Genomic DNA, 15536 nt, shown 5'->3' with positions numbered 1-15536 from the left:
TTTGTCTGACCCACCGCGCACCGCGAACGGCCGATGCTTGGCCCCGGTTCCGTGACAAAATCTTGCTGACAGCCTCGCTTGGCTCTTATCGGGCGGTCGCAACGCCCGCCGGTAGTCGTGACAGATTATCGGCCGCAGCCTTCCCGGCAACGCTTTCGGGTGCGATTCTGACGGCCCGCTCCCACGCCGACCTGGCGACATCTTCATGATCGGTCAGGATCGCGATATTGCCCTCCTCCAGTGCCACGGAGGCATCGTCGGGCGATAACTGCACGGCCCGCGCGATGTGCGCCTGCGCCAGCCGCATTTCCCCCTGCCGCCGCGCCAGGGTTGCCGACAAAAGCCAGGCGAGCGGATCACGGGACGCCTGCGCCAGCGCGAAATCTATCGATTCCCGCGCCGCATCCGCATCGCCCAGTGCGACCAATGCCCGCGCGCGGTCCAGATGCACCTCGCCCTTTTCCAGTCCATCGGGCATGCCCCGCGCGAGGGCAGCGTCAAAATCCTGCCGCGCCTTGGCAGCATCCCCGCTCGCTAGCGCAGCATTGCCCGCCTGCGCCCACAGACGCGCGCTCTGCGCCACTTCCCCCTGGCGTTCCGCTTCCTCGGCCGCCTGTTCAAAGGCGACGATCGCAGGCACCCAGCGCTCCGCGCGCGTATAGGCGAACCCCATGCAATCGCGCGCGTAGAAACTGCCGCCGTCGATCCGCCATTTCTGCGCAAACGCGACCCCGGCTTCGGACGAGTCCAGCGCTGCGTCCAGACAGGCCTGGAACGGCGCAGCGAATTTTTCGGGAACCGGGATCTTCCCATCACCGCGGGCCGCCAACGGGTTCGACGCCGCAGCAGCGGCAGCGGCCTGTTCCTGCTGTTTTTCTCGTCGGCTGCGATTCATCACCGCCTCGATTTCGGGATCATAGGCCTGAAGCAACAGCGGAAGAAAAAAGAGCATCAGGATTTGTCCAGCAGGCTGGCGACAGTGCGGATCAACAGGGCGATGTCGCTGTCGCGCGAAAGGCGATGGTCGCCATCCTTAATCAGCAGCGTCTGCACATCGGATGAACGCAGCCGCTCGGCCGTCCGCACCGCTATGTCCCACGGCACGACGGGGTCACACTGTCCCTGCAACAGCCGCACGGGGCAATCGATGGCAATGACATCCTTCAGGAGCAGGAGTGCCTGGCCCGATTGCCAGAAAGCCAGCGTCGTCACATAGGGCTGATCGCCATAAGGGGTCGGCTCCTCAATTCGCCCCTCGGTATGCAGCAACGCCTTATCCGCATCGGTAAAGCCCCATTGCGTGAAATCGGGCGCCGCGGCGATACCCACGATGCCGGCCACGCGTTCCGGGCGCGCCAGAGCGACCAGCAAGGCCAGCCAACCGCCCATGGACGATCCCACCAACACGACCGATCCTTTGATCAGCCGGTCGATCAGCAACAGCACATCATCGCACCAGCTGGCGAGTGTGCCGTCCGCAAATCGCCCTTCGCTCGCGCCATTGCCCGCATAATCGAGGCGTAACATCGCGCGCCCCTGCGCCCTTGCCCAACCGGACAACGCCACGGCCTTGCCACCTTCCATGTCGGACATATACCCCGGCAGGAAGACAATTGTCGGCCCCTCGCCCTCTTCATGCCGATAAGCCAGCCGCAGCCCATCGGGCCGTACAAGATAAGCCGGCGGCGCGGCATCATCATAAGTCATGGGCAGCTTCATCCTGTTTAATACGACTCAAGGCGGCCTTAGCCGCCCTTTTGCGCGAACCCAAAAAATAATATCCACTTCGCGTTGACAGCCTGAAAGTCACCCGGTAGAGGCGCCCTCCTACCCCGTGCCCAGATGGCGGAATTGGTAGACGCACCAGCTTCAGGTGCTGGCGATCGCAAGGTCGTGGAGGTTCGAGTCCTCTTCTGGGCACCATTTGTTCTTCCGGCGACGTCCGGAGACGTCCCGAAAATGGCTGATTTCAGCCGTTTTTTGTGCTAAGACCGTCCGGTCAAATCCGGGCTGATCCGGCACCAATCGGGAACAAATATGGTATCCTGCATGGTATCGAAGGCCCCTTATGGACGGGCCGATACCATGGGAAAACTCTTCACGACCACCGTCACGAGCGCCAGGCCGAGGGAGCGCGAATACAAGCTCACCGACGGCGCCGGCCTCTATCTTCTCGTCAAGCCAAACGGTCGGAAGCTCTGGCGTCTTAACTACGCCTATCTCGGCAAGCAACGCACGCTTTCCTTCGGCGCCTGGCCCGACGTCGGCCTCGCCGATGCGCGCGAGCGGCGCGACGAGGCGCGCAAGCTGATCGCGGCCGGGCTCGATCCCTCGCACGAAGCCAAGCTCGCCGAGGCGCGCGCGATGCTGTCCGAGGAAACAGCTTCAAGCTGGTCGCCGAGGAATGGGTCGCCAAGCAGGAACGCGAGGGCATGTCGGAGGTCACGCTCAGCAAGATCCGCTGGCTGCTCGCCAAGGCCTATCCCAGGATCGGCAGCCGTCCGGTAGCCAAGATCACCCCGCAGGAAGCGCTGACCGTGCTCCGCTCGATCGAGGCCACCGGACGCTACGAAAGCGCGCGCCGGATGCGCAGCGTCCTCGGTCGCGTGTTCCGCTACGCCATCGCCACCACGCGCGCCGAAATGGATCCATCCCGCGATTTGCGCGGCGCACTGACCGTTCCCAAGGCCAAGCATCTCGCCGCCATCACCACGCCCAAGGGCGCTGGCGAACTGATGCGCGCCATCGAGGGGTACACCGGCCACGCCATCACCCTGTTCGGGCTCAGACTGTCCGCCCATCTGTTCGTGCGACCGGGCGAACTGCGCCAGGCCGAGTGGAGCGAATTCGACTTTGACCGCTCGGTCTGGAATATCCCCGAGCAGAAGATGAAGATGCGTCGGCCGCACCGCGTGCCGCTGTCCACGCAGGTCATCGCGCTCTTCGAACAGCTCTGGGAACTGACGGGCACGGGACGATACTGCTTCCCTTCCTTCCGCTCGCCGCTTCGCCCGATGTCCGAAAACACGGTCAACGCGGCCCTTCGAGCGCTCGGTTTCAGCCAGGAGGAGATGACGGCGCACGGCTTCCGGGCGATGGCGGCGACACTGCTCAACGAAACGGGCAAGTTCAATCCCGACGCCATCGAACGCCAGCTCGCCCATATGGAGACCAACGCCATAAGGCGGGCCTACACGCGCGGCGAATATTGGGACGAGCGCGTGCGCATGATGCAGTACTGGTCGGATCAGCTCGACGAGATGCGCGATGGCGCGATGGTCTTGAAGCCCAACTTCCGACGCGCCTGAGGCTCCCGGCCTAATGATCACGATAGGTCCTCTCCGTCACTTCGGCGATCGACCGGAAGACAGCGCACGAACCCTGTGTGAGCGGATCATGGGTCTGCACATGCGCTTGCGCCCATTCCAGCCACTCGGCGGCAGGCCTGCCGCCAATTTCCAATGAAGAATCCGGGATCGCGGTGCGCAGCGCCATGAGGAAATCCCGCGCCAGTTCAGCTTCGCGCCATCTGCCGGCCTGCTCGAGGAAGCATCGGAAGCGGTCGCAGTCGAGCTTGAGCTCCTGCGCCAGGATCTGGCGGCGCCGTTCCTCGGTTTCCCTTAGCCGCTGCCGCTCCTCGGCCTCTTCGCGCGCAGCCGCCATCATCGGGAATGCCGCAAGCAGGGTGGTGAGTATGTCGCCCACCCTGTCCTCGATCATGCCCTTGCGGCCGTCCTGCCAGGCGCGGGGCAAGTCGCCGGGCAACCAGCGCTTGATCTCGAAGACCAGCACATCCGTCTCGACCAGTTCTCGCCGGTATTGCTTGCCGGAGCCATGCCACCGTCTCTCGTCGAGAGTAAGGAGTTGGCGCACTTCCTTGAGCCGGGGCCTGAGTTGAAACGCGATCTCGTCCTGTCCGCACCGCGCAACGGGACCATGCCGGTCTGTCTCGGCGACCACGATCTTCTTTGCTTCCAAGGCTTTGAACAGGGTGTCCAATATCCTGAGACGACGCTGTTCGATCGGCGTGAAAGGCGCGGCCCGCACCGGCCGGTTGGGCCAGATATCATAGACCAGCCGGCCCCTGGCGATCGCCTCCCTTCGATTTGCAAGCCAGCCGACAATGACAGGGTGCGGAGCCGAAAGCCGATCTCCCACGCGCATCGCTTTGCGAGTGCGGCGGGCCGCTGCAAGAGGGTCGTGCGCAGTTGACGACGCACCACCATCGGGGTGGGGGGTAATTTCTATCTTCTCGTCCATGCCGGCTTTTGCGGGCGGCAAGGCCGCCACGGCGACCTCCTTGCCGGCCGCGACCTTGTTCCAGCGCCCAGGCCGAGGACGCGGGATATCGAAACGATTGCAGAGTTTGGCGAGACTTTGATCCGAGATGCCGAAGCGCCTTGCTAGGTGGCGGAGAGGTTCGGCCCAGACCAAGGCGTGAAGTTCGGTACGGGCCGTGTCCCGTTAAGTGGTGTAACAGCGTCACCGTTGGGGCGTGAAGCGGAGGGAGCGTAGCGACCGGAGCTTCATGCCCCAACGGTGGCATGGCTTCTGTCTAGGCGGCCATCGCCAATCTTCGGTAGAGTTCGGGTTGCGAAACCAATGAACCTATCGGAGACGACGATGACCACAGACAGAATGGCCCTTATTGAGCTGGTTGAAAAGGGCGCTGATGCGGATCTCGTTCGCGAGATGTTGGCATTTGCCGCTGAGCGAATGATGGAAGCTGAAGTGCAGGTGCTGACTGGCGCCGCGCATGGCGCTCGCGACCCTGCCGGGCGACAGGTCCAGCGCAACGGCTATCGAGAGCGTTCCTGGGAGACCAGGGCCGGCCACATCGAACTGGAGATCCCGCGGCTACGCAAGGGATCGTATTTCCCATCCTTCCTTGAACCCCGTCGGACTGCCGAGAAGGCGCTGACGGCGGTGATCCAGGAAGCCTATGTCCAGGGCATTTCGACGCGATCGGTCGATAATCTCGTGAAGGCCATGGGCGCTACGGGCATCTCCAAGAGCGCCGTCAGCCGACTGATCCAAGAGATTGACGAACGGGTTAACGCTTTCCTCAACAGGCCAATCGAGGGCGAATTCCCTTATCTGTGGCTCGATGCGACCTACATCAAATCGCGCCAGGGTGGCCGGATTGTGTCGACCGCGACGATAATAGCTGTCGGTGTCAGCAACGATGGCCGCCGCGAGATACTGGGCGTCGACACCGGGCCAACCGAGGCCGAAACCTTCTGGAAGGGCTTCTTGCGCTCTCTTGCCGATCGCGGGCTCCGGGGCGTCAAGCTTGTCATTGCAGACGATCACAAGGGCCTACGCGCCGCTGCCAGCAAGGTTTTCCACGCAACCCAGCAACGCTGTCGGATTCATTGGATGCGCAATGCGCTCGCCCATGTTTCCACTAAGCAGCGTGCTGCCGTCACCGCCATGATCAAGACAATTTTCGCGCAGGAAACTGCTCAGGAGGCTCATAAGCAATGGCAAACAGTCGCCGATGCCCTGCGTGATCGCGCTCCCAAACTTGCTGAGATGATGGATGGCTCCCGCGAAGACGTCCTCGCTTACACAGCCTTCCCGAAAGAACATTGGCCGCAGATTTCCAGCACAAATCCCCTGGAACGTCTCAACGGAGAGATTAAACGAAGGTCCGACGTTGTCGGCATCTTTCCCAATGACGCGGCCATTGTACGCCTCGTCGGAGCCCTCATGCTCGAACAGCAGGACGAATGGGCCGTGGCTCGCCGATATATGACACTTGAAAGTCTCGCCACCGTCAGCGACAATCCCCTCATCAGTTTGCCCGGCGTGGCAGCCTGATCCAGTCCGATCCTCTACCGAGGATACCCGCTGTTACACCATCCCCCGGGACACGATCTTCGGTACGGGACAGCAATGCGGGGACCAACAGGGTGGTGGGCATATCCATCGGACAGTCTTTCACTCCAAAGCCACATGCATGAGGATACCGGAAGCTGCCGATCCGCAGCCCAAAGCCGTTTCGCCATCATTCCATGACGCTCGGATTCAGAAATACCCGACAAGAAACATTCATCGGCAATGACGCCGCTCGATTTGAAGGATATTATGCATGTTCAGAGCCTTAAATCGCCTTGTTGCGCAGCACCGGGCTTGCGTCTTGGAAGACCTGCGATAAGCTGAAGGCGCGCCATCGATGCATGGCGCCGAGGCGTGAGAACCTCGTGCGAGATGAAATGGATCCGCCATCGTGCGGCCGGGTGGCCGACGCGCATGTCCAAGCCGTTCGCGGCCAAAGGCGTTGGCGCATGTGCTCGTGCATGTTCTCAACACCCGGCTTTCGCCGGCATCGCCTCGCCAGACGCGAGGAGATGCGATCGATGCGATCCACAGCCGGGATCGGCGCACTGCGCCGCATGCCATGCGGCCTGCGCTAGGAGCGGCCCGTTTGCCGATCGACGAAGGCGAGCCGCTGCCGCCGGCGCATGATCGCGTGACATCGATGGCGCCGACCATCGACGAATTGTACCGAGCTGAAAGGCCACGGCTCCTGCGTTTCCTCGATCGTCGCGCCCCTGACGACCGCGCCGAGGAGATCGTCCAGCAGGTCTTCACTCGTCTTGTCGCGCGCGCGCAGACCGATGCCGTCGCGATTCATTCGCCCGGAGCCTATCTGCGCGAGGCCGCGCACAATCTCCTGCGCGATCACGCCCGCACCGCTGCCCGCAATCACCAGTCGCAGCATGTGCCGATCGACGATGTCGAAATTGGAAGCGGGGATCCTGTCGCCGCGTTGGAGGCGCGCGACCGTCTTGCCCGTATCGAACAGGCCGTCCTGCGCCTCAAGCCGCTGACCCGGCAAATATTTCTCGCTTGCCGCCTTGATGGCTATAGTTACGCCGAAATCGCGGAACAGACGGGATTGAGCGTGCGAGGCGTGGAAAAGCAGATGAGCCGGGCGATTAAGCAACTGGGGCGGCACCTGAGCGATCATGGCTGACCAAGTCCGTGCCATTCCACGCGCTATCCAGGATGCCGCCGGGGATTGGCTGGCACGCCGGCAGGAACCTGCGAGTCCGGACGTCGAGCAAGCCTTTGCCGTTTGGCTGGATGCCGATCCGCGCCATCGGATCGCCTATGCGCAGGCGGAGCGTCACTGGCAGGATAGCTTGTTGCTGGCCGACAGCGACATCGGCCGCACGCGAAAGCTGGTTCGTGCACCCTTCCTGATGCGGCACAGCAACCATGTTGCGGCTGCCAGCCTTGGCGTCGTCGTCCTGCTCGGGATCGGCGGTGTCGGCTTGCTGCGCTATGAATCCCCTCTCGAGCTGGTCTCTCCGGCGCAAGCCGCGACCTACGAGACCGCGCTGGGCGAAATCAGGACCATATCGCTGGCGGACGGATCCCAGCTCACGCTCGACACCGCCACGCGCGTGCGTGTCACCCTTTCCGCGAGCGAGCGGAAGGTCTCGCTGGAACGAGGCCGCGCGCGCTTTCGCGTTGCGCCGGACGGCAAGCGCCCCTTCACCGTTACGGTTCCCGGCGGCACTGTCGTTGCACGAAGCACACTGTTCGATGTCAGCGTGGAAAGGGAAAGTCCCGTGGTGGCGGTGATTGAGGGGCGGGTCGATCTCACCAGCACAAGTGACGCGGCCTCCCATCCAGCCCGAACGCTTGCCGCTGGACAGACCGCAGACCTGGGCAATGCCGACATGCCCCGTCCTACGTTGCCGGCCGAGACCCAATGGGTGTCCGGCATGCTGGCGCTGGACGGCGGCCCGCTTGGCGAGGCCGTCGCCGCCATCAACCGCTACAACCGCATCCAGATACGCCTTGCCGATCCGGATCTGGCCCGCCTGTCGGTTACCGGCGCATTCCAGGTGCGCAATCCGGACGCGTTCGCCCGGGCCGTGGCGGCGACATTCGGGCTCGGTATCGACCGAACCGATCCGGGCGTGATCCTTCTTCGCCGCGCTCCGTAGGACATTTTGACCCTTCGCTGAAAAAATCTGTCGTGGGTTTTCAGAACCCGGCGTCTCCCCCCCAACCAGCCACGACGTGGCCAGGGGGGAGACACAGGGTAATGGTTCGATTTGACGCAAGATATCTGTTCAACAGCATCGCTGCCGTGGCGCTGGTGGCGGGCCCTTCGGTCGCGCGAGGCCAGGACGTAAAGCGCCATTCCTTTGAAGTGCCGGCGCAAGGCTTGGGCGAATCGCTCAAGGCGCTGGCACTTCAATCCGGGGTCACCGTGCTGGTCGACAGCAAGATCGTGGCGGGCAAGCAGGCCCCGGCGCTTCACGGTTCCTACACCGTCGAGGAAGCGCTGCGCATCCTGCTCGACCAATCCGGGCTGGCATACACGCCTGTCGATGGCGGCTTTGCCGTACGGCAGGTCCGCACAAGCCATGACGGCAGTTCGACAAATGATGGGCAGGATATCGTCGTCACGGGAAGCCGGCTGCGCGGTGCCGCGATTGCATCGCCGGTCGTCCGGATCGGTCAGGAAGAGATCCGCGATTCCGGCCAAGCTGGGTTGGGCGACGTTGTCCGCCGTATCCCGCAAAGCTTCGGAGGCGGACAGAACCCCGGAATCGGCATGAATGTTCCCGACGCCAGCGGCGTCGACGTTGGCGGCGGATCATCCATCAACCTGCGCGGCCTTGGCAGTGATGCGACCCTGACGCTGCTCAATGGTCGCCGTCTCGCCTATACGGCAGTTCGGCAGAGCGTCGATGTATCGGGCATCCCGGTGTCGGCGGTCGACCGCATCGAGGTCGTACCGGACGGCGCCTCGGCGATCTACGGCTCGGACGCGGTCGCCGGCGTCGCCAACGTCATCCTGCGCCGTGACTATGACGGCCTGGAAACCAGCGCGCGTCTGGCCGGAACCACGGACGGAGGTGACTTCCAGCAGCAATATGGCGCGCTGGCCGGGCGCAAATGGGCTTCGGGCGGACTGTTCGCCGCCTATGAATATGGCAGCAACACTGCGATCCGCGCGAGCCAGCGGTCCTATGCCGCGACACGCTCGCCGGGGCTCGATCTGTACCCGGCGCTGCGCCATCACAGCGTCCTTGCCAGCGGACATCAGCACCTGGGCGGCGGCCTGACCTTCTCGATCGACGGGCTCTACAATATCCGCTGGAGCGACCTGACATTTCCGACGGTTGCAGGTGGCGATCTCGACGAAGGCAAGGCGACCTTCTCGTCCGTCGACAAGTCCTTCGGCGTCGCGCCGACCCTTACGCTCGATCTGTCCGGCGGCTGGCAGATTGCGCTTGGCGGCACCTACGGCAGGGAGCGGGTCGACTATCATCAGGTCGAATGCGCCCTGACGGTGTGCAGCGATTCCGGGCCCAGTTATTATCGCAACACGGCCAAATCGGTCGAGATCAACGCCAATGGCGACCTCTTCCGCCTGCCCGGGGGGACCGCCAAGATCGCCATTGGCGGCGGCTATCATGACATTGGCTTCGAGCGGTTCGTTGGGACGGGGAGCGCGGTCAATACCGTCGCGTCTCAGGACAATCTGTTCGCTTTCGGGGAATTGAGCCTCCCCCTGATCGGCCCGGACCAGAATGTGCCGCTCATGACCAAGGTCGATGCCAGTGCCGCCCTGCGCTATGAGCGTTACCCCGGCATCGGCGAAGTCGCCACGCCCAAGCTCGGTCTGTCATGGGCGATGACGCCTGATATCAGCATCAAGGGAAGCTGGGGAAAATCCTTCCGCGCGCCAACGCTTTATCAGCAATATCAGCCCCGCGCGGTCTACCTGTTTCCTCCCGCAGCGCTGGGTGCGACGGGCACGTCGGCAAGCGCGGGCGCCATTCTCATCCTCGGTGGCAATCCTGATCTCAAGCCGGAAAAGGCGACGACCTGGTCGACCACGCTTGCCCTGCATCCGCGCGCATTGCCGGGCGCGAGCCTCGAGATCAGCTATTTCAGCGTACGCTATCGCGACCGGATCGTATCGCCGATCACCTTGCTGGCCCAAGCCTTGAGCAATCCCATCTACCGCGACCAGATCATCTTCAACCCGAGCGAGACCGCGCAGGCGGCTGCCATCGCCAGTGCGGGCACCTTCCTCAACATTACCGGCGTTCCCTATGATCAGGCGAACGTCGTCGCGATTGTCGACAATGCCAATCTCAATGCCGGCCGCCAGCGCGCGCGGGGCGTCGATATGCTGGCGAGCTACAATGCCGCGATTGCGCTGGACCAGCGACTGCGCCTGTCGCTCGACATCGCCTATCTCGAAAGCGACCAGCAACTCAGCGCTGGTCAGCCCACCTATGACCTTGCCGGCACCATCTTCAATCCGCCCCATTGGCGCGGACAGGCTGCGGTCGCCTGGACTGGCGGCAATCTTACTCTGGCGGCCAACGGCAATTACACCGGCGGTGTCAGTGATACGCGCTCGACGCCAGCCGTGCATATCAAGGCGATGACCACGCTCGATCTCACCGCACGCTACCGGGTCGATCCCGAGGCGCCGCTCGGGGGGCTCGAATTCAGCCTGTCGGTCCTGAACCTGTTCAACGAGAAGCCCGATCCCATCGCGACCTCGATACCTTACGATACGCCCTACGACTCAACCAATTATTCTCCGGTCGGCCGAATGATCGCCTTCGGGATCACCCGGCAGTGGTGAGCGCAAATATCAGGGGCTGCCTCGGCCTTGTGGTCTTGTGCCTGCTGTTTCCCGCCACGGCGTGGGCGAATTGCGAAGACGTGCTGCCCGCGCATGAAGCATCGAGTACCGTGAAACGTGACCTTACGGCAACGGACCTCATCCAGCTGCGCGAGATTGGCGACCCGGATTCCGCCGTCTTCAACGGTCCGAGCCCGTTCGCGGTCTCACCTGATGGGACCCGCGTCGCCTATATCATCAATCGCGCCGACCTCGCGACCAATAGCTATTACCGTGCATTGATGGTGAGCAGGATACAGGATGCCGGCCCGCCGAGCGTCGTCGACCGAGGCGGCGAGCTCATCAAAATCATGGACGTGCAGCGCGGCTTTTACCTGCCGAGCGGCGCCACGCGCACCATCGTTCCGTCCTGGTCCCCCGACGGGCGCAGGCTAGCCTATCTGCGGCGCGACCGTGGCGTGACGCAGGCGTGGGTGGCACAGGCGGATGGAAGCGGCGCGCGCGCCGTCACGCGCTCTGACGTCGATGTCGAAGCCGTGGCCTGGAGCAAGGATGGGACCCGGCTGCTCTATGGCACGCGCAAGGGAGCGGCGGCCGTGCAGGCGGAACTCGATCGCGAAGGTCAGTCAGGGTGGCTGTACGACCGCCGCGTCTCGCCCGAGATTTCCGCGCGGCCGCTCACCCCGGCCACCGAGGCGCTGGACGTCAGCGCCGTCGATTTGCGTACCGGCGCGATCATGCAGGCAGATGCCGCGGAGCAAGCGGCAGTCGAACGCGCCGCACCCGCCGACATTCCGGTGGATCCGCAAGCCATCAGTGATGACGGCCGCAAAGCGCATCTCGAACGTTCGGACAGTTCGCCGCTGACGCCCGCGAGGCTCGTCGTCACAAACGGCGACAGCAGTTTGCACTGCGATGCCGAGGCTTGTGCGGGCGGAATCGTCTCCCTGTGGTGGCAAGGCGCATCGGTGCTCATTCTGCGTCGGGAAGGCTGGGCCAAGGAGGCGATGGCGCTCTATCGTTGGCGACCCGGCGCTGCCCGTCCGACCGCCTTGTTACGCACAACCGACGTGCTGCACGGCTGCGTGATGGCTGGTACCGGACTGATCTGTACCCGCGAAGACAGCAGCACGCCGCGCAAGGTGGTTGCCATCGACACTGCGAACAGCCGGATGCGCACCATTTTCGATCCCAATCCTGAATTTTCCGGCATTCGCATGGGTTCCGTCACTCGGCTCAGATGGCGTAACGATCTGGGGCTTGAGGCATGGGGCGACCTTGTCCTGCCACCAGGGCACAAGGCAGGAACGAAGCTGCCGATGGTCGTCGTACAATATCATAGCGACGGCTTCCTGCGCGGTGGCACCGGCGACGATTATCCGATCTTCCTTCTCGCCCAGCGCGGAATCGCCGTGCTCAGTACCGAGCGGCCCAATTTCTTTGCCGCAGCCTTTCCCCAGCTCAAGACCTGGTATGAGATCAATGCCGCCAACCAGAAGGACTGGGGTGAACGCCGCAGTCTGCTGTCATCGATCCTCACCGGCGTGCGCATGGCAGTTGATCGTAGCGACATCGATCCAGCGCGCGTGGGCATCACGGGCCTGAGTGACGGCGCTTCGACCGTTGCCTTCGCCTTGATCAACTCGAAAGCCTTCGCAGCCGCAGCGCTCAGCACCTGTTGCATGGAACCCAACACTACAGCCACCTATGGCGGCATCGCCTGGGCAGAGTGGCTGCGCGGCATGGGCTATCCGCCCGCCACCCAAGACAATCCAGGCTTCTGGCGCGACATGTCGCTGGCCCGCAATGCTGCCCGGATCGATACGCCGCTGCTCATGCAACTCGCCGACAATGAGTTTCGGCTGGCGCTCGAAGCCTTCGGCGCCCTGCACGAGCAGAACAAGCCGGTTGAGATGTATGTCTATCCCGACGAATTCCACGTGAAATGGCAGCCGATCCACCGGCGCGCCGTCTATGAGCGCAATCTGGATTGGTTTTCCTTCTGGCTGCAAGGTGGGGAGAATCCGGATGCCACAAAGATCGCGCAATATGGCCGATGGCGCGCCATGCGATCCGGTGGGCAGCCCTCACCTAAGCCGGTTCCAGTCCGCTAATTCGCTGACCTCCGTCCGACCTAGCGAGGGCAGAAAATCGAATGAGCATCCGTGTCTGAGGGAAATCATATGACTGCGCCCGACCAAAGCCAGTCGTTCGCCGGTTGAGTTTTGAACGACAGCATCTGACACCACTTGCCCTTCACCTAGAGGCGTTAACCTTATCTCCCAATCATCAACACGGTGCGGCTATCGCCGTAATATTCAACGCGCTTCATCGGGCCAAGGCAAGTCGGTGTGCAGCCGATCACTATCAAGATGGCCGATGATGCGTCCTGGTCGCCTGGCAAGCATGTGGTCGGCATTGCCGTACCGCTACACAGCCCGCCTTCGCCGGACTCGACAAAACCTACAACAGCAGCAGCGACACCAGCGGGTTGGAGCGGCGAACTTATAGCCACCCAGAATGTGACTCTAACTGTACCGGGAGTCAGCGCACTCGAAGGGGTACTTCAGGTTCCCTCGCTGCTGCTGCTCCCGGGCCTGCTCGCAGTGGTTGCGTTCTCGGCGATCCTCGACTTCGCCAAACCGCGCCCGCTTGGCGAGCCTCGGGGAAGCTGGGCACTAAGGAAATGCGGAAACGGGGTCATGGCTGGGTGTTCGTCAGGAGAGCCTTGTCGGTTACATCAAAGACACTGGGGGGTTCGAAACGCCGTCCGCGCTGCTCAATCGCCCATTTCGTGAAATGCTCGATGCCGGCATGACCATATGCGTGCCGCTTGAACAGGGCCGCTTGCGCGAAGATCGCAAGGCGTCGCTGGAATGGCGGCAGGTCGGCCAACACACCGGTACGGCTGATGTCTCCCCCGACATATAGCAGGATGCCCATCAGGAAATGCAGTTTTCCTTCGACATCCATCGGGTCGAGGTCACAAGCGCTAGGATGGTCGGCTCGAGCGAAGGAATTCGCAGTAGAGCAGACAACCCTGCTTTGATCGCACCGATGCGTGAGAGCAGATCGCCGGAGCTGGCGGCCCATTCCAGCAGCACCACCAGCTCGCTCTACGCGAGCGTCGCGATGTCGCTCGCAGCGAGAATCCACGAGTGGCTGGCAAGCAGCAAGGTCAGACGGGTGGCGGCGGGGTCATGGAGCGCAAGCTGCCGATTGATATGCGGCGCTAGGACTTCTGCGGCGAGGTGCGGGACTGAAGCTGCTACACCCTTGCCGATGAGGTTCTCGTAATAGTCGCGGTCGGCGGGCACCAACGTCTCAGTCTTGCCGGTCAGACCGCAGAATTGCTGTTCGATCTTTCGGCCGATCTCGAGCGGCGTATGGTCGAGCGCTGCGTCGAGGTGACGAAGCTCCTCGTTGCGGAGAGGCCGCCCTGTAAATCGTTCGCGCCATTCAGCCAAGGCGTCGGGACCGAGCCCGGCAAAAGCGAGCGCGGCGTCGAATTCGTTGAGGCGGGATTCCGCGTCTTGATGCAGTGCGACAAAGCCATGAAGCTGAAAGCTCGCCTGGACGTTCCGAACTCTCAGGATATTGCGCTCGCCGTCTTCGCCGGGCTCGATCCACCATTCGCCGCCGTCGGCATCTTTCACTGTCGCGGACGCATCACCACTGCGGTACACTTCGCGGATCGCGTCGAAGAACGTGGCGCGACCGAACCGCGCCTTGTCGCCGTCGAAGACAATCACGCCGTCCAGCTTGACGCCCAGCACGTCGCGGAACTGATCGTCCTCGACAACATCCCACAGGATCGCCTCGGGGAAGAGCGACAGCGATTCGCGGCGCGTGAGCGGCACGTCGTCCTCAGTCATCGCCGATCACATCTTCCGCAAACATCATGATGAACTGCCGCAGATGATCGATCAGCCACCCGTAGATCCTGGGCTCGGTATGTTTGAGCGGCTCCAGCACCTCCTCATGCATCCACCTGTCGAAGCGATCGCGCGCACTGAATTCGATCTGGGGACGGTTGATCAGCAGGCTGTTTGGACTTGTAACAGATTTGTGCCGGTCACTTGAGAGTTTAAGGCTCGTTCAAGGAGACCGACGAGATGATCAAGCATGGTGAGGAGTTCAAGCAGGAGGCGGTGCGGATTGCGCTGACCAGGGGGTTGTCGCGCGAACGGGTTGCATCAGATTTGGGCGTTGGCAAGTCGACCCTGAACAAATGGGTTTCGCACTATCGTCCGTCGGACCTGGTGGCAGCGCCGCAGGCAGATCTGGCGCGAGAGAATGAACGGCTTCGCCTTGAGAACCGCGTGCTCCGGGAGGAGAGGGAAATCGTAAAAAGGCGACTCAGTTCTTCGCGAGCCAAAGGCCGTGAAGTTCGCTTTCGTGCATAGCTGGCGGCATCGCTGGCCCGTTGAACTGCTCTGCCGTGTCATGCTTGTCAGTGAGCGTGGTTATCGTTCCTGTCGCTCGCGCCCGATCAGTTGCCGGGTCGTGGGCTGGGCGGTCAGCGACAGGATGAAAAAGGATCTGGCGATCCGGGCGCTGGATATGGCGGTGCGCCTTCGCCAGCCCCCCGATGGCTGCATTTTTCATTCCGATCGCGGCAGCCAATATTGCTCCTATGGCTATCAGAAGAAATTGCAGGCCTACGGCCTGCGTCCATCAATGAGCGGCAAGGGTAATTGCTACGACAACGCCTCTGTCGAAACGTTCTTCAAATCTCTGAAGGCCGAACTCATCTGGCGGCAGCGATGGCCAATGCGACGGCAAGCGGAAGCAGCCATCTTCCAGTATATCAACGGTTTCAACAATTCCCGTCGCCGCCATTCATATCTGGGCGGCATCAGCCCGCTCGCCTTCGAAGCCAAGGTGGCATAATGAGATA

The 15536-nt window shown here is 62.6% G+C and carries 11 protein-coding genes, 1 tRNA gene and 2 pseudogenes; 8 read left to right on the top strand and 6 right to left on the bottom strand.

Translation table 11 applies throughout. From position 1 onward, the window contains the following. Window positions 1-85: 85 nt before the first annotated feature. Both SKA58_RS00875 and SKA58_RS00870 read right to left on the bottom strand, forming a co-directional pair. Window positions 86-952 (bottom strand): hypothetical protein, encoded by an 867-nt coding sequence (locus tag SKA58_RS00875; RefSeq protein WP_009820442.1) that lies wholly within the window; start codon window positions 950-952, stop codon window positions 86-88. Then, window positions 952-1707, bottom strand: coding sequence for an alpha/beta fold hydrolase (locus SKA58_RS00870; protein WP_037542392.1), 756 nt, complete (start codon window positions 1705-1707; stop codon window positions 952-954). Before SKA58_RS00870 ends, SKA58_RS00875 begins: the two co-directional genes overlap by 1 nt. A 129-nt stretch (window positions 1708-1836) precedes the next feature. Here SKA58_RS00870 and SKA58_RS00865 point away from each other — a divergent pair. Beyond that, window positions 1837-1923: transfer RNA gene (locus SKA58_RS00865), tRNA-Leu, on the top strand. Window positions 1924-2085: 162 nt separating this feature from the next. Next, a pseudogene (locus tag SKA58_RS00860) lies at window positions 2086-3308 on the top strand (tyrosine-type recombinase/integrase). 10 nt (window positions 3309-3318) lie between these two features. Here the strand turns inward: SKA58_RS00860 and SKA58_RS00855 are convergent. Then, complete coding sequence (locus tag SKA58_RS00855; RefSeq protein WP_037541969.1) at window positions 3319-4434, bottom strand: hypothetical protein; 1116 nt, start codon at window positions 4432-4434, stop codon at window positions 3319-3321. 189 nt (window positions 4435-4623) lie between these two features. On the opposite strand from SKA58_RS00855, the gene SKA58_RS00850 reads away from it, so the two are divergent. The 5 genes from SKA58_RS00850 to SKA58_RS00830 all read left to right on the top strand — a co-directional run bounded on the left by SKA58_RS00850 (window position 4624) and on the right by SKA58_RS00830 (window position 12750). Then, complete coding sequence (locus SKA58_RS00850; protein WP_037542386.1) at window positions 4624-5823, top strand: IS256 family transposase; 1200 nt, start codon at window positions 4624-4626, stop codon at window positions 5821-5823. Between the two features lie 469 nt (window positions 5824-6292). Further along, window positions 6293-6982, top strand: a complete 690-nt coding sequence (locus tag SKA58_RS00845; protein ID WP_232209343.1) for an RNA polymerase sigma factor — start codon at window positions 6293-6295, stop codon at window positions 6980-6982. Beyond that, window positions 6975-7964: a FecR family protein gene (locus tag SKA58_RS00840; RefSeq protein WP_009820435.1), complete on the top strand. Its 990-nt coding sequence runs from the start codon at window positions 6975-6977 to the stop codon at window positions 7962-7964. Before SKA58_RS00845 ends, SKA58_RS00840 begins: the two co-directional genes overlap by 8 nt. A gap of 101 nt (window positions 7965-8065) precedes the next feature. Next, complete coding sequence (locus SKA58_RS00835; protein WP_009820434.1) at window positions 8066-10636, top strand: TonB-dependent receptor; 2571 nt, start codon at window positions 8066-8068, stop codon at window positions 10634-10636. 110 nt (window positions 10637-10746) lie between these two features. After that, a complete protein-coding gene (locus SKA58_RS00830; protein ID WP_198005915.1) occupies window positions 10747-12750 on the top strand; it encodes an Atxe2 family lasso peptide isopeptidase in 2004 nt (667 codons plus the stop codon). A 586-nt stretch (window positions 12751-13336) separates the two neighbouring features. On the opposite strand, the gene SKA58_RS00825 is transcribed toward SKA58_RS00830, so the two are convergent. From SKA58_RS00825 to SKA58_RS00820, 3 genes are read right to left on the bottom strand one after another with little or no spacing between them, the layout of a single operon-like run. Next, complete coding sequence (locus tag SKA58_RS00825) at window positions 13337-13579, bottom strand: hypothetical protein (protein ID WP_156784121.1); 243 nt, start codon at window positions 13577-13579, stop codon at window positions 13337-13339. After that, window positions 13579-13743 carry a hypothetical protein gene (locus SKA58_RS19750; RefSeq protein ID WP_156784120.1) on the bottom strand — a complete coding sequence of 55 codons (165 nt, stop codon included), beginning with the start codon at window positions 13741-13743 and terminating at the stop codon, window positions 13579-13581. Before SKA58_RS19750 ends, SKA58_RS00825 begins: the two co-directional genes overlap by 1 nt. A 9-nt stretch (window positions 13744-13752) precedes the next feature. Then, entirely contained in the window at window positions 13753-14511 is a 759-nt protein-coding gene (locus tag SKA58_RS00820) for a hypothetical protein (protein ID WP_009820432.1), read from the bottom strand. A 240-nt stretch (window positions 14512-14751) separates the two neighbouring features. Between SKA58_RS00820 and SKA58_RS19280 the strand changes: the two are divergent. Beyond that, a pseudogene (locus SKA58_RS19280) lies at window positions 14752-15529 on the top strand (IS3 family transposase). Window positions 15530-15536 lie beyond the last annotated feature (7 nt).

The organism is Sphingomonas sp. SKA58, from assembly GCF_000153545.1.
Classification (GTDB): domain Bacteria; phylum Pseudomonadota; class Alphaproteobacteria; order Sphingomonadales; family Sphingomonadaceae; genus Sphingobium; species Sphingobium soli.
Note: the sequence above shows the minus strand (reverse complement) of the source record. Positions and strands in the feature narration are given on the sequence as shown.

Excerpts from the sequence above, each read along its gene's own strand:
- SKA58_RS00825 (WP_156784121.1), bottom strand. The coding sequence starts at position 13,579 with ATGGGCATCCTGCTATATGTCGGGGGAGACATCAGCCGTACCGGTGTG.
- SKA58_RS00875 (WP_009820442.1), bottom strand. The coding sequence starts at position 952 with ATGCTCTTTTTTCTTCCGCTGTTGCTTCAGGCCTATGATCCCGAAATC.
- SKA58_RS00835 (WP_009820434.1), top strand. The coding sequence starts at position 8,066 with ATGGTTCGATTTGACGCAAGATATCTGTTCAACAGCATCGCTGCCGTG.
- SKA58_RS00820 (WP_009820432.1), bottom strand. The coding sequence starts at position 14,511 with ATGACTGAGGACGACGTGCCGCTCACGCGCCGCGAATCGCTGTCGCTC.
- SKA58_RS00840 (WP_009820435.1), top strand. The coding sequence starts at position 6,975 with ATGGCTGACCAAGTCCGTGCCATTCCACGCGCTATCCAGGATGCCGCC.
- SKA58_RS00850 (WP_037542386.1), top strand. The coding sequence starts at position 4,624 with ATGACCACAGACAGAATGGCCCTTATTGAGCTGGTTGAAAAGGGCGCT.
- SKA58_RS00870 (WP_037542392.1), bottom strand. The coding sequence starts at position 1,707 with ATGACTTATGATGATGCCGCGCCGCCGGCTTATCTTGTACGGCCCGAT.